The 14,417-nt window shown below is 71.2% G+C and carries 9 protein-coding genes; 4 read left to right on the plus strand and 5 right to left on the minus strand.

Annotation, left to right across the window (positions count from 1 at the left end):
* The 4 genes from pbpC to AC3FMM_RS21235 all read right to left on the minus strand — a co-directional run bounded on the left by pbpC (position 1) and on the right by AC3FMM_RS21235 (position 9,569).
* Positions 1 to 2,220, minus strand: a complete 2,220-nt coding sequence (gene pbpC, locus AC3FMM_RS21220) for a penicillin-binding protein 1C (RefSeq protein ID WP_488687420.1) — start codon at positions 2,218 to 2,220, stop codon at positions 1 to 3.
* On the minus strand, positions 2,217 to 2,921 hold the full coding sequence (locus AC3FMM_RS21225) for a lysoplasmalogenase (protein ID WP_488687421.1): 705 nt from the start codon (positions 2,919 to 2,921) through the stop codon (positions 2,217 to 2,219). Before AC3FMM_RS21225 ends, pbpC begins: the two co-directional genes overlap by 4 nt.
* On the minus strand, positions 2,918 to 8,989 hold the full coding sequence (locus tag AC3FMM_RS21230; protein ID WP_488687422.1) for an alpha-2-macroglobulin family protein: 6,072 nt from the start codon (positions 8,987 to 8,989) through the stop codon (positions 2,918 to 2,920). The genes AC3FMM_RS21225 and AC3FMM_RS21230 overlap by 4 nt, the downstream gene beginning before the upstream one ends.
* Positions 8,990 to 9,083: 94 nt before the next feature.
* On the minus strand, positions 9,084 to 9,569 hold the full coding sequence (locus tag AC3FMM_RS21235; protein ID WP_115711382.1) for an Lrp/AsnC family transcriptional regulator: 486 nt from the start codon (positions 9,567 to 9,569) through the stop codon (positions 9,084 to 9,086).
* A 170-nt stretch (positions 9,570 to 9,739) separates the two neighbouring features.
* On the opposite strand from AC3FMM_RS21235, the gene phhA reads away from it, so the two are divergent.
* From phhA to AC3FMM_RS21255, 4 genes are all read left to right on the plus strand, one after another.
* Complete coding sequence (gene phhA / locus AC3FMM_RS21240) at positions 9,740 to 10,669, plus strand: phenylalanine 4-monooxygenase (RefSeq protein ID WP_326347639.1); 930 nt, start codon at positions 9,740 to 9,742, stop codon at positions 10,667 to 10,669.
* 187 nt (positions 10,670 to 10,856) lie between these two features.
* Positions 10,857 to 11,156: a 4a-hydroxytetrahydrobiopterin dehydratase gene (locus AC3FMM_RS21245; protein WP_240987632.1), complete on the plus strand. Its 300-nt coding sequence runs from the start codon at positions 10,857 to 10,859 to the stop codon at positions 11,154 to 11,156.
* Positions 11,157 to 11,306: 150 nt separating this feature from the next.
* Positions 11,307 to 12,011, plus strand: coding sequence for a response regulator transcription factor (locus AC3FMM_RS21250; protein WP_012354320.1), 705 nt, complete (start codon positions 11,307 to 11,309; stop codon positions 12,009 to 12,011).
* 68 nt (positions 12,012 to 12,079) lie between these two features.
* Positions 12,080 to 13,771 carry a sensor histidine kinase gene (locus AC3FMM_RS21255; protein WP_115711388.1) on the plus strand — a complete coding sequence of 564 codons (1,692 nt, stop codon included), beginning with the start codon at positions 12,080 to 12,082 and terminating at the stop codon, positions 13,769 to 13,771.
* A gap of 25 nt (positions 13,772 to 13,796) precedes the next feature.
* Here AC3FMM_RS21255 and AC3FMM_RS21260 read toward each other — a convergent pair whose 3' ends face one another.
* A complete protein-coding gene (locus tag AC3FMM_RS21260; RefSeq protein WP_012354323.1) occupies positions 13,797 to 14,312 on the minus strand; it encodes an SET domain-containing protein in 516 nt (171 codons plus the stop codon).
* Positions 14,313 to 14,417: the final 105 nt, after the last annotated feature.

The raw sequence follows: 14,417 nt of genomic DNA on the forward strand, positions 1-14,417 counted from the left end.
TCAGCGCCTGGCCGCGGGCGCGCGCACCGAAGCGCCGCGCACTTCGATGCCGATGCGGTCCACCACCTTGCCGGCGGCATCGAGCAGCTCCACCTGGTGCCGGCCCGGCCAGGGCAGCCACGCCACCTCGCCGCCACGCCCGAGCGGCTTGCCGTCCATGCGCCAGCTGACCGCGCGCGCCGACTGGCCGGCCACGCCCTGCGCATGGAACCACACCCGCTGCGCGGCCGGCGGCATGTCGGGATCGAGCGCAAACACGGTGCCGTCGGCCGGCGTGGCGATCACGGGCGCGCCCGGGCGCGCGGCGGGCGCCGCCATGCTGACGTGCCGGACCGCGGTGCCTGCCAGGAACACTTCATCGCGCGCGGGCTCCAGCCCGTCGTCGAAGCGCAGCGCCATGCGCTCCACGCCGGCAGGCATGGCCGGCGCCTGGCTTGGTTGCGCGCGGTGCAGGACTTCCATCACGTCGTGCCACACCGGGGCCGCGCCCGACACCCCGGACACGTCGCGCATGCTGGCGCCGCTGGCGTTGCCGACCCACACGCCCACGGTGTAGTGCTGCGACCAGCCGATGCACCAGTTGTCGCGCATGTCCTTGCTGGTGCCGGTCTTGACCGCGGTCCAGAAGCGCGTGGTGAGCGGGCTGTCGAGGCCGAAGGTGCGGGCGCGGGCGTGGCGGTCGGACAGGATGTCGGCGATCAGGTAGCTGGCCCCGGGCTGCATCACGACCTTTGCCGGCACGGCCGGCGCGCCTTGCCGCAAGCGCGGCGGCGCGTAGCTGCCGCCATTGGCGAGCGCGCGGTAGGCATTGGTCAGCGCCAGCAGCGACACATCGGCGCTGCCCAGCGCCAGGCTGTAGCCGTAGTAGTCGCCCGCCTCGGTCAGCGGCAGCCCCAGCGCCACCAGGCGCTTGTGGAAGCGGTGCGGGGTCACCATCACCAGCGTGCGCACCGCCGGCACGTTCAGCGATGCCGCCAGCGACGCGCGCAGGCTGACCCAGCCGGCATAGCGGTGGTCGTAGTTCTGCGGCACGTAGAGCCCGCCGCCGACCGGCAGGTTCACCGGCCGGTCATCGAGCAGCGAGGCCGCGGTCAGCCGCTTCTCTTCGAGCGCCTGCTCGTACAGGAACGGCTTGAGCGTCGATCCCGCCTGGCGCAGCGCCGCCGCGTGGTCCACCTGTGCGGCGCCGGACAGCGTGCCGGACGAGCCCACGTAGGCCAGCACGTCGCCGCTGGCGTTGTCGATCACCACCACCGCGCCGTCCTCGACATTGCGTCCGGCCAGTTCGCGCAGGTGGCGGTCCAGGCTGGCCACGGCAGCGCGCTGCAGGCGGGCGTCGAGCGTCGACGCGATGCGCGCCGGCATGGCGGCGCCGGCCGGCAGCTGGGCGCGGGTCTCGCCGACCAGGTGCCGCGACAGGTGCGGCGCCAGCTGCCGGAACCCCGCCGACGGCGCGGCCGCCGCGGCGCGCTGCGCCACCGGGCCGGTGCGCAGCAGCGCCAGTTGCGCAAAGCCTTCCAGGCCGTCGCACTCGCGCGGCAGGCGCATCTCGCGCAGGATGCCGCAGGCGCGGCTGGCCACCTGCGCGGCGCGCGCATTGGGCGCGCGCACCAGCGCCACCGCCAGCGCCGATTCGCGCGCATCGAGGCCCTCAGGGAATTTGCCGAACAGCACCTGCGACATCGCCGACAGGCCCACCAGTTCGCCGCGGAACGGCACCAGGTTCAGGTAAGCCTCGAGGATCTGGTCCTTGCTCCAGCTGCGTTCCAGCACCGCGGCACCGGCGGCCTGCCCCAGCTTCTGCGTCAGGCTGCGCCCCTGCCCCGGCGCGCCGGGCCGGCGCAGGTCCTCGTCGAGCAGTCCGGCCAGCTGCATCGTCAGCGTGGAAGCCCCGCGCGTGCGCGTGTTCCACAGGTTGGCCCAGGCCGCAGCGGCCACGCCGTGCCAGTCGACGCCGCTGTGCGCATAGAAGCGCCGGTCCTCCGACAGCACGATGGCCGTGCGCAGCGCGGGCGAGGTCTCGGCCAGCGCCACCCAGTCGCCGCGGCGGGCGCGGAAGTCGTCGCGCACACGGCCCACCGGCTCGCCGTCGCGGTCCAGCACCACCACGTCGGCGCTGCGCCAGTCGGCGCGCACCTGCGCGAAGGTGGGCAAGGCCGCGGCCAGCGCCGGCCAGGCCAGCGCCGTCGCCATCGCAACCAGGGCCAGGCGCCGCGTCATGGCTGCGTGCGTCCCGACACCAGCCCGGCCACCAGCAGCACCTGCGCCGCGGCGTAGGTCCACCAGATGCCGAGCTGGAACGATTCGAACGGCACCAAAAAGCGCGCGATGCCGATCATCAGGTCCGACGCGGCAAAGCACAGCGCGCCCAGCGCCGCCAGCGGCGTGGGCAGGCGCGCCACCAGCGCGCTGCACACCATGGCGGCCAGCACGCCCACGTACAGTGTCACCGGCACGGCGAGCGTGCCGAGGTTGGGCCAGAAGCGGCCCAGCATGGTGCCCGCCACGCCGAGCATGGCACCGCAGGCAATCAGCCGGTGCGGGCGGGTGTCGCCCGCCAGCGGCACCAGCAGGCGCAGGTAGGCCAGGTGCGCCAGCAGGAAGGCGCCGAGCCCGCCGACGAACGAAAACGACAGCGTCGGCACCGCCAGCAGGAAATCGCCCAGCGCCGAGCACAGCAGCGCCGTGACCAGCCAGCGGCGCTCGCCGGGCACGCGATGGAACCACGCGGCGCGCGCCAGCAGCACCGCCATCGCCGTCTTCCATGCCGGCTGCATGGCGATATGCCCGGTCAGCGGCGCGCCGTCGGGCAGGTCCAGCGCCACCTGCACCAGCAGCGCACCGTAGATGAGGCCGGCCATTGCGCCCGCGAGCCACCACTCGCGCACGCGCGCCGGCATCATCGCGGAAAGCCAGCTCATGGGCGCGCCCCGACCGCCAGCCGCGCATTGGGCGCCACGCCGAACACGTCGGGCGCGTACATCGCTTCGACCCGCGTTGGCGGCAGCGCGAAGTCGCCGGCGTTGTTCAGCCGCACCGTGTATTCGACCGAGACCTTGCCCTTGGGCAAGTAGCCGAAGTACTCGCGGTAGGCCTGCGGCGTGCGTTCGACATAGGCCGGCCAGGCCGCGCCCTGGCGCCGCTCGCCGCGCGTGGCGATGGCCGAGTCGCGGCCCAGGCCGCTGCCGAGGATGGTGGCGCCGGCGGGTACCGGATCGCTGACCACCACCCAGGTCATGTCGGCCTGCGCATCGATCTCCAGCTTGACGCGATAGACGTCACCGCGCGACCACTTGCCCGGCACCGCCTGCTCCAGCGCCGTCACGGTGCGCTGGATGCGGTAGCCCGCGGCCAGCGGCGCGGTCACCGGCACCGCCGCCATGGCGCGCACCGTGGCCCACGGCTGGCCGGCGCCGGCCTGTTCCACCTGCAGCGTGCCGCCCTCGGCACCAGCCGGCCACGGCAGCTCGACGCTGCCCTGCGCCACGCCGTCGCTGCGCTGTGCGCGCGCCCAATCGAAACTGCGCGCGGCGTCGCCGGCATGGCTGATGCTGGCGCGCGTGGTGCCGGCCACCGGCGTCTTCTCGAACGCCTGCGCAAAGCGCGTCACCGCCAGCATGCCCCAGGCATTGGCGGTGGTGGTGCCCCAGGCGCCATGCACCTGGCGTCCCAGCAGCCCGGTGGCCAGTTGCGGCGCATCGTCCTTCCAGCCCGGCAGTTCCGACGCCAGCGCCAGCAGGCGCGCGGCGTTGACGTCGCCGCCGGCCATCATCCACCACCAGTTGTCGTTGCGCTCGGTGGAGAACGCCAGGCGCGTGCCCTGCACCGTCAGGCGCGAGCGCAGCAGCTGCTGCGCCTCGGCCAGGCGCTGTTCGCGCTGCGGGATGTCCTGCACGCGCGTCAGCAGCAGGGTCCAGTCCAGCAGCGCAGAGGTCGGCCATTGCGCCGGCAGGATCTGGATCGATCCGAGCATGCGCGCCTGCGCGTGGCCGGTGCGCGACAGCGCCTCGAGCGCGGCCAGCTTGCGCACCTCGAGGTACTGCGTGCCGCCTGCCGGCGACCAGCTGTCGCGGCGGATGCGGCCCTCGACGAAGTCGGCCAGGCCGCGCTCCATCTGCGCGCGCTGCGCGTCGGGAATGCGCAGCGCCTGCCCGGCGCGCGCGGCCTCGTCGGTCACCGCCAGCAGGTAGGCGGTCAGCACTTCGCTGCCGTGGTCGCTGTCGCTGTTCAGCGGGAAGTACGAGGCCAGGCCGTTGGCATCGAGGTAGGACGGCAGCTGCGCCATCAGCGCCTCCCAGGCGGCGCCGTCGTTCAGGCCGATGGCTTTCGAGGCGCGCTGCTCCAGGCAGGTGAACGGGTAGTTGCGGAACCACTCGCGCACCCCCGGCATGCCGCCTGCCAGCGACGACTGGAAGTTGACCTGCACCCCGCCGCGCACCTTGCCGGCCGGGTCGGCCAGCGCGCCCGGCGGCGCCTTGACCGGGATCGACAGCGACGGCGCCACCTGTGCCAGCGTGGCCTGCTGCACCGTGACCGGCACCGCCGGCACGATCTGCTGCGATACCTTGATGCGGTCGGAAGCGCCTCCGGCGCCTTGCTCGCTGGCCTGCACCTCCCACATCACGGTGCCGCTGCGCGCGTAGGCCAGCAGCCAGGGCGCGGTCACGTCCCAGCCGATCTCGCGCGCTTCGCCCGCGGGAATCTGCACGGTCTGCGCGGGCAGGCCGGCTTCATTGCCGAGCAGCGTGCCGCGCGCGCTGGCCTGCACCGTCATCGCACGCCTGGTGGTATTGCGCAGCGTAAACATGGCGCGGTAGCGGTCGTCCTCGCGCACCAGCGGCGGCAGGCCTGAGATCACCTGCAGGTCCTGCGTGGCGGCAATGGTGGCGCTGCCGGTGCCGAAGCGGCCCAGGCCCAGGTCCGCCACCGCGACGATGCGGAAGCTGGTGAGCGAATCGTTGAGCGGCACCTCGACGCTGGCCCGGCCCTCGGCATCGAGCTGCACGCGCGGGTTCCACACCAGCAGCGTGTCGAACAGCTCGCGCGTGGGGCTCTTGCCGCCGCCGCCGCCCGCCGGCACCGCCTTGCGCCCATAGTGGCGGCGCCCGATGATTTCCATCTGCGCGGTCGAGGTTTCCACGCCGTAGCCGCGCCGCTGCAGCATCGCGTCGAGCAGGTCCCAGCTGGTGTTGGGCATCAGTTCCAGCAGCGCCTGGTCCACCGCGGCCAGCGCCACTTCGCCGTTGGCGGCGGGCTTGCCGTCGGGCAGCCTGACCTGGATCGCCACGCGCGCCTTGCCGCGCACCGGGTAGCTGGTCTTGTCCGGGGTCACCGCGACGTCGAGCCGGTGGCCGGCATTGCCGACGCGGATCTCGGCCAGCCCCAGCCGGAAGGCCGGCTTGGACAGGTCGACCAGCGCGGTCGGCGCCGCATACTCGCGCCCTTCGCTGCGGAACGCGCGCCACCACTCGCCCGGCTGGCGCCAGCCCCAGCTGAAGAACGAATACCACGGCACCTCGTGCAGGCGCCCGCGCAAGGCCAGCACCGACACGTAGACATTGGGCCCCCACTCCGGCTTGACCTGCACGCGCACGGTCGGATCGCTGCCGTGCAGTTCCACCACCTCGGTCTGGTAGATGCCTTCGCGCTCCACCGCCACCAGCGCGGTGGCGTGGCGGAACGGCATGCGCACCTGGAACACCGCGGTGTCGCCCGGCGCGTAGGACTTCTTCTCTGGCAGCAGGTCGATGCGGTCATGGTTCTCGCCGCCGAACCAGAGCTCGCCCTGGCGCGTGACCCACACCGTGGTGGCGGCCTGCGCGGTGCGGCCATCCTTGTCGCGCGCGTTCGCCACCAGTTCGATCTGGCCGGCCTGCTCCAGCGTCACCTCGCAGCGCGCGCGCCCCTGCGCATCGGTGCGGGTTTCGCACACGGTGCCGAGGTCGCGCGTCTCGGTGCGGTTGTCATAGCGGTAGAAGCCGCCCACCACGCGCTTGCGCGCCGAGGTGGTGATGCGGGCGCGCGCGTTGATCTTGACCGGCGCGTCCGCCACCGGCTTGCCGTTGACGTCCAGCACCACGCCATGCACCGCCAGCTTCTGCTTCACCGACACCCAAGCCTCGGTGCGGATGCCGGCCACCACTGTCGCCGGCCATACCGGCACGCTCTGGCGCAGCGTCTGGATCTCGCCGTTGGGATCGGCAAAGCCAGCCTCGAGCACCAGGTCGCGCGGCGCGTCGGTCTTGGGCAGCTTGCGCAGCGTCACGCTGCCATTGCCGTTCTTGTCCAGCGTCAGCGGCAGCTTGTCGGCGACCAGCTGCTGCCCGTCGGCACTGGCATCGCCTTGCTGGTCTTCGTCCATCTCCTCGTCGCCGCCGCTCTCGCGCTGCGCGCGCGGCGGCGTGAACGAGAACTCGTCGTAGCCGGGGAAGCTCACGTATTTGTCGCGCAGCAGCGCGGACACGCGCACCGGCAGCCCGGCCGCGCCGCCGCCGGACAGATAGTGGATCTCGACCCCGACCGGCAGTTCGGCCGGCGCCACCACCGGGCCGGCCTTGCCCGCTACCTGGAGCGTGCCGGCCAGCACCGGCAGGCGGAAGGCCTCGACCCGGAAGCTGCCGCTGGTGTAGCTGCGGGCGCCGCCGTCGTCGTGCGCGCCCTCGGCCTTCTGCGTCTCCAGCTCGACCGTATAGACCCCGAGCTTGGCCGCCGCGGGCACCTGGAAGGTGCTTTCCGCGCTGCGTCCGCCGGTCGCGGTCTGGCGCCATTGCAGCGGCAGCTCGTAGCTCTGGCCGCTGCCTTCATGGCGGATGGTCACGCGCGTGGGCAGCGGACGGCTCGCCGGCGGCAAGGCAAAGCCCTGCGCGGTCTCGGCGCGGATCAGGTGCTTCATCGACACGGTTTCGCCGGCGCGCAGCAGGGTGCGGTCGAAGATGGTGTGGGCGCGCACGGTGGGCGTGGCGCTGGTGTCGGTCGGCACGTTGAAGCGCCAGCTCTCGATGCCGCGGTTCCAGTCCGACATCACGAAGGCCATGTCGGCCTTGCCGCGTGCCTGCTGGTGCGTCGCGGCGATGCGGGCGGAAACGAAGTAGCCAGACAGCCCGTTCTGGTCGCAGGCGCTCTCCGGCGCCGCGGCGAGCCTGGCAAAGCGCGCCACGCCGCCGGCATCGGTACGGCCTTCACCCAGCAGGCGCCCGCTGCAGTCGCGCACCGCCACCGCGGCGTCGCGCACCGGCTTGCCGTCATCCAGCGCGGTGACCCAGGCCACCCCGCTGCGGCTGCCGTCATCCTCGTTGCCGGTACTGCGGCCCAGCTTGAAATGCACGCCCAGATTGGTGACCAGCGCCGCGGTGCGCACGTACATCGGCGCGCGCTTGCCCAGCAGCGCCTCGCCCAGCATCGGCGAGGCGATCTCGACCACATGGAAGCCGGGCTCCGGCAACGGGATGCCGACCACCTCGAACGGCCGCGGTGCATCGCCCGACGGCTTCGGCACCGCCAGCTTCTGCACGCCGGAGGCCCGCTCGAGCAGCGACACCGAGCGGGTTTCGATCGACACCGCGTTGCGCGGATTGTTGACGCGGTACGGCGAGCGGCCCGCCAGCACGGCGTCGAGCTCGCCGCGCGTATAGCTGGCCTCGTGCAGGCGGCGCACCAGGCCCAGCCACTGCATCACGGCGGCGTCGTCGTCGACGCGCAGCTTCATTACGGTACCAGCCCGGGCCTGCACGCCGCGCACGGCAAGGTCAGCTTCGACATTGCGCAGCGTCACCGGCAGCAGCGGCGGGTAGTCCTGCGCCGACTTGCCGCGCGGCAGCTCGCCGAAGCGCTCCACCACGCCGAACGGCGCCGCGGCAAACTTGGCCAGCGGCGGCATCGAGGCCGTGGCCACCTTGAGCGGGAACAGGTCCGCATTGGCCAGCGCGCGGCCGCTGTCGTCCTGCAGCTTGCGCGGCACCTCGATGGTGAACTGCGCCTTCTCGGCGAACGGCGCGGCAAAGGTGAGCGCGCTGACGCTGGCGTCTGGCGCCAGGTCGGGGTCGAACTGCGGCGCGCGCGGACCGGACGGGGTCTTCAGCACCACACTCTCGGCCAGCTTGCGCGGCACCGGCGCGGAGAAGGTCACCGACATCGGCCGCAGCGGCGTGCAAGGTGACTGCGCGTGTTCGCGCTCGCAGCTGAAGCTGGCGGTAAACGGCTCGCGCACGGTGTAGTCGAAGCGGCGTTCCTCGCGCGTGGCAACGCCCGACGGCGTGGCAATGCCCGCGCCCAGCACCAGCTGCACCCGCGCCGCGGCCGGCAGCCGCTGCTGGCAAGCGAGCAGGTGCACCGCATCGGGCACCGGCTTGGCCAGGCGATCCCAGCGGATGGCCTCGAGCACGGCCTCGCGCTCCTTGCCGGACAGCAGCCGCACCGGAATGCGCTCGCCCAGCCCCTGCGCCTGGCACCAGGCGTGCTCGCGCACCGAGGCCGCGGTGGCGGCGCCGTTGAAGCGCAGGGCGAAGACCTGGTCTTCCTCGATCTCGCCGCCAGAAGGCCGGCTCGAGACCACGGTCGGGCCGCCGGTCTCGAAGCGGTATTCGGCCTTGCCGGCATAGGCATTGCCGGCCTCGCTGCGCAGGCCGGCGCGCATGCGCACGGTGCAGCGCACCCCTGGCGGCAGGTCGCTGGCGAAGTCGTAAACCCAGTTTTTGGCGTCGATCCAGCGGGCCTGGCCGCTGGTGCTGGCGCCGGTACAGGAAACCGCCGCGGGTGCCGTGGCCTGGACATCGCCCATCGGCACCATGGCTTCGTCGAAGCGGATCGCCACCTGGCGCACCTGCCCCACCGTGCCTTCCGGCGAGAACCGGCTCACCTGCGCGGCCAGCGCGCCGCCGGCCAGGCTGGTCAGCGCGGCCACCAGGGCCACCGCCGCGGATGCCCGCGCCAGGTGCGATTGCCGTAGCGAACTGCCAAGACCCCGATCGGCTCGGGCGACGATTCCCTTCATCCTGCCATCCTCCGTTCCCGCCACGTTTGCGGCACCCGGCGAGGGTGACACGCACGCCACAAGAGCGCAAGGCCGCCGCGCACCGGCCAGCGTTTCAACGCAGGTGCGACAGCGGCAGCGGCCCCTCGCACTTGATCGCGGTCAGCACGATGTTCGAACGCACACTCTCCACGCCGGGCACGCGCATCAGCCGCTTCATGGTGAATTCGGCCAGCGTGGGCAGGTCCGGCACCACCACGCGGATGAGGTAGTCGGCCTCGCCGGCGACGGAATAGCACTCCTGCACCTCTTCCAGCAGCAGGATCTCTTCGCGGAAGCGCTCGATGATGGTATCGCCGTGATGCGCCAGCTTGACGCTGACAAAGACCACCACGCCCAAACCAAGCGCCTGCGACGACAGGGTGACGCGGTACCCGGTGATGACCCCGTCGGCTTCCAGCCGCGCCAGCCGGCGCCCAACCTGGCTGGGCGACAGGTGCACGCGCTCGGCCAGCTGCTGGTGCGTGGTGCGGCCGTCGGCCTGCAGCGCGCTCAGCAGGGCGAGGTCATACGCATCGAGGGAAACACTATGGGCCGCCATACACAAATCCCGCATATCTCAATCCATGAATGCGCATTATATGCATGATCCATCGAAATCGAGCGGACTATGCGGACAGTTTGCGGCTTCCGGCGCCTAAACTACGCAGTAAATCCGCATCCATGCTGGCGCCTATGCAGCCAGCGCGCATTCCAGGAGACACCAGCACTATGTCCATCGCCATGGCCAGCGAAGCCCCCGGCGCCTTCCAGGGCACCCTGACCGACAAACTCAAGGAACAGTTCGACGCCGGCCTGCTGTCGGGCCAGGAACTGCGCCCGGACTTCACCATCGCCCAGCCGGTGCACCGCTACACCAGCATCGACCACGCCATCTGGCGCAAGCTGTACGAGCGCCAGGCCGAGATGCTGCGCGGCCGCGTCAGCGACGAATTCCTGCAGGGTCTGGCCACGCTGGGCATGGAAAAGGACCGCGTGCCGGATTTCGACCAGCTCAACGAAACCCTGATGCGCGCCACCGGCTGGCAGGTCGTGGCCGTGCCCGGGCTGGTGCCCGACGAGGTCTTCTTCGACCACCTGGCCAACCGCCGCTTCCCGGCCAGCTGGTGGATGCGCAAGCCCGAGCAGCTCGACTACCTGCAGGAGCCCGACTGCTTCCACGATGTGTTCGGCCATGTGCCGCTGCTGATCAACCCGGTCTTTGCCGACTATATGGAGGCCTACGGCAAGGGCGGCCTGAAGGCGGCCGGCCTGGGCGCGCTCGACATGCTGTCGCGCCTGTACTGGTACACGGTCGAGTTTGGCCTGATCCGCACGGAGCAGGGACTGCGCATCTACGGCGCCGGCATCGTCTCCAGCCAGGGCGAGTCGATCTACAGCCTGGACTCGGCCAGCCCGAACCGGATCGGCTTCGATGTGCGCCGCATCATGCGCACGCGCTACCGCATCGACACCTTCCAGAAGACCTACTTCGTGATCGACAGCTTCGAGCAGTTGTTCGACGCCACGCGCCCGGATTTCGCGCCGCTGTACGAAGCCCTGCGCGCGCAGCCGACGCTGGGCGCGGGCGACATCGCCGAGGGCGACCTCGTGCTCAACGCCGGCACCCGTGAAGGCTGGGCCGATACCGAAGACATCTGATCCGGCGCGCGCGCGCAAACCCCGGGGCGGCCTGCCACACCGCTGCCCCGCCCTGCCCCATTCCCCGCTTTGTGAAACAATGCCGGCATGCCCGCCGCCCAGGCGCGGGCGGGCCGGCTGTCCGCATGGTGCGCATCCGCCGCACTGCGCGGCCTTCGTTTTTTCCCAGAACCAGATCGAGCCCACCATGACCCCTCTGTCCCCGCAAGCCCGTGCCACGCTGCTCGCCGACCTGCCCGGCTGGACCACCGTCGCCGACCGCGATGCGATCTTCAAGCGCTTTACCTTCCACGACTTCAACGCCGCCTTCGGCTTCATGACGCGCGTGGCAATCCAGGCCGAGAAGGCCGACCACCACCCGGAATGGTTCAACGTCTACAACCGGGTCGACATCACGCTGTCCACGCACGACGCCAACGGCCTGACCCAGCGCGACATCGACCTGGCCCACTTCATCGAGCGCGCCGCCGACGCGGTGACCAACTGATGGCGCGGCCGCCCTGGCGGGCGGCTGTAGGCTAACCGTAAGGAAGCGCGGGGCGGCGCCTAGTACAATCTGCGGCAGGCCCGCACCGCCGTGTGTGCCATGGGGCCTTTTCCTGCCTGCCATGCCCAACGTCCTTCCCGAGCTGCCGCCATGCGTATCCTGCTGATCGAGGACGACCGCCAGATTGCCAGCGGCGTCGAAGCCGGCCTGTCCCGCGCCGGCCACCAGGTACGCGTCGTCCACGACGGCGTCTATGCCACCGAACACCTGCTGCGCGAGCAGCACGACCTGGTCATCCTCGACCTGGGCCTGCCCGGTATCGACGGCATGACGCTGCTGGCGCGCTACCGCGCCCGCAACCGCACCACCCCGGTCATTATCCTGACCGCGCGCGACGAGCTCGAAGACAAGCTTTCCGGCCTGAACGCGGGCGCCGACGACTACCTGATCAAACCCTTCGCGCTGCCGGAACTGGAAGCGCGCGTGCGCGTGCTGCTGCGCCGCAGCCAGCATGGCGAGGCCGCGCCCGAGCGCGACGTGCGCCTGGGCCGGCTGCGGCTGTCCGGCAACGATCGCCGCATGTTTATCGACGCGCGCCCGCTGGAGCTGTCGCCGCGCGAGTTCGCGGTGCTGGAGCTGCTGCTGCAACGCCAGGGCCGCGTGGTCAGCAAGGCCCAGCTGCAGGACCACCTGGCCACCTTTGCCCACCCCGCCGGCGAAGGCGGCGATACCGTCGGCGACACCGCGATCGAGGTCTACGTGCACCGCGTGCGCAAGAAGCTCGAGGACAGCGACGTCGAGATCGTGACCGTGCGCGGTTTCGGCTACCTGCTGCAGATCCGCGCCGGACAATGAAAGCGCTCCTGCCGCTTGCGCCGCCCGGCGCACGCTGATCCCCGGCGCTGTCCCAGGCCCAACCGGCAATGTGGCCCCGCTCCCGCACCTCCTCTCGAGTCTCCTGGCGCACCGCCTCGCGCATTGCAACGCGCAATGTGCCTCCCGCTTCCGCTGCGGCTGACACCGGCGGCGCCGCGCCCGCATCGCCGCGCCAGGCCGCCCGCCCCGGCTCCAACATCAGCCTGCGCGTGCACCTGCTGCGCGCACTGGCCACGCCGCTGTTCGCGCTGGTGCTGACCAGCGGCTCGCTGTCTTACTGGCTGGCGGCGCACTACACCACGCAGGTGTTCGACCGCGCGCTGTACGGGGTGGCCAACAATATCGCCCAGCAGATCCGCATCGCCGGCCCGCGGCTGGAACAGGACATCCCGATGATCGCGCAGACGCTGGTCGAGGCCGAGGGCACCGACCGCATCTACTGGCGCATCCACGGTCCCGACGGGTTGATCGGCGGCATGGATACCTGGCTGGGGTACGGCACCGGCCAGACCACGCTGCACGACGCGCGGCTGTTCTACGCCTGGTTCAGCGGACGCCAGGTGCGCGCGGTACGGCTGCCGGTGATGCTGCCCAGCGCCGCAGTCGACGAGCTTGGCACCAGCGAGGCCGGCAAGCCCGCGCGCGGGCCCATCGTGGTGGAAGTGGCGGAACTGCTGGACCGGCGCGAGACCGCCGCCAACGAGATCCTGCTGTCGGTGTCGGTGCCGCTGATCCTGCTGCTGCTGGTCGGCAGCCTGATCCTGTCGCACGTGCTCAAGGAAGAACTGGTGCCGCTGCAGATCCTGGCCGACAAGCTCAACCGCCAGACCGCGCGCTCGCTGGCGGCGCTGGACGAAACCCAGGTCCCGGCCGAGGTGGCGCCGCTGATCCGCGGCCTGAACGCGCTGCTGGCGCGGCTGCGCGACGCGCTCGACGCGCAGCGCAAGTTCATTGCCGATGCCGCGCACCAGCTGCGCACGCCGCTGACCGCGGTCAAGCTGCATGCCGACCGGGCGCAGACCGCCGATTCGCTGGAAGTGGCCCGCCATGCGCTGCGCGAGGTGCAGACCGCAGCCGACCGCGCGGTGCGGCTGTCCAACCAGCTGCTGTCGCTGGCGCGGGCCGAGCCGGGGCTGTCGCTGGAACGGCTGGGGCCGGTGGAACACTTCGACCTGGCCGAGCTGGCCTTTGAAATCGGCGCCGAATGGGTGCCGCAGGCGCTGGCGCGCCGCATCGACCTGGGCTTCGAGATCCTGCCCGGCCCCACCTTCACCGGCAGCGCGCCGGCGGTGGTGCGCGGCAACCGGCTGCTGATGCGCGAGGCGCTGTCCAACCTGATCGACAATGCGGTGAAATACGTGCCGTCGGGCGGGCGCATCACGGTGCGCGCCGGCGGCGAGGCCATGGGCCACCGCGGCATGGCGGTGGTGATGGTGGAAGACAACGGCCCCGGCATCCCGCCGCAGCGGCGCGAGGAGGTGTTCAAGCGCTTCTTCCGCGGCGACCGCGCCCCCGAGCCCGGCGGCGGCCGCGCCGACCAGGCGGGCGGCGCCGGCCTGGGGCTGGCCATCGTGCATGAGATCGTGACCCTGCACCACGGCAGCATCCGCATCGAGGACGTGCCGCCAGCGCCAGGCGCTGCGACACAACCTTCCGTCACGGACAGCACGCCCGAGCGGCGCGCGGTGATGCGCTTCGTGATCCGGATCCCGTGCGAGCCGGCAGGGTCGGTGGCCTGAACCCCTGGCTGCGCGGGTAGCGGCCTTATTTGGCTTTCTTTTTCTTTTCCTTCGGCGCCAGCATGGTGCCGCGGCATTGCGGGCTGCCGCAGCGGCATTCGAATTCCTTCTTCAGCTTGGCGGTATAGCGCGCGTCGATCACCAGGCCGTAGTCATAGAACAGCTCCTCGCCCTGGGCAATGTCGCGCAGCGCGTGGATGAAGACGCGGCCCTTCTTTTCGCGCGCCTCGCAGTTGGGCTCGCAGGCGTGGTTGATCCAGCGCGCGCGGTTGCCGCCGTACTTGGCGTCGATGACGCTGCCGTCGTCCAGGCTGAAGTAGAAGGTGTGGTTGGGATCGCTGGGATCGTGCGGATGGCGCTCCAGCGCCTTCTTCCACGAGATGTGCTCGCCCTTGTATTCGATCACGCGCTCGCCCTCGGCAATCGGGGCGATGGCATAGACGCCCTTGCCGTGCACGCCTGACTGGCGCACCTCGATCCGGTCGCTCGCCGTTTTCTTGCTGCCCTCGCCCGCTGCCTTGCGCTTTGCCTTGTCCGCCATTTGCCTTTCCGTGCTTTCGCCTGTTGTGCCTGGGTGGTGGCCGGTGCCGGCCGCCCGGCGCGATCGGGGATGATACCGGGGCGACCGCGACACGTATACGTGGCA

Source organism: Cupriavidus sp. 207A1, from assembly GCF_057798955.1.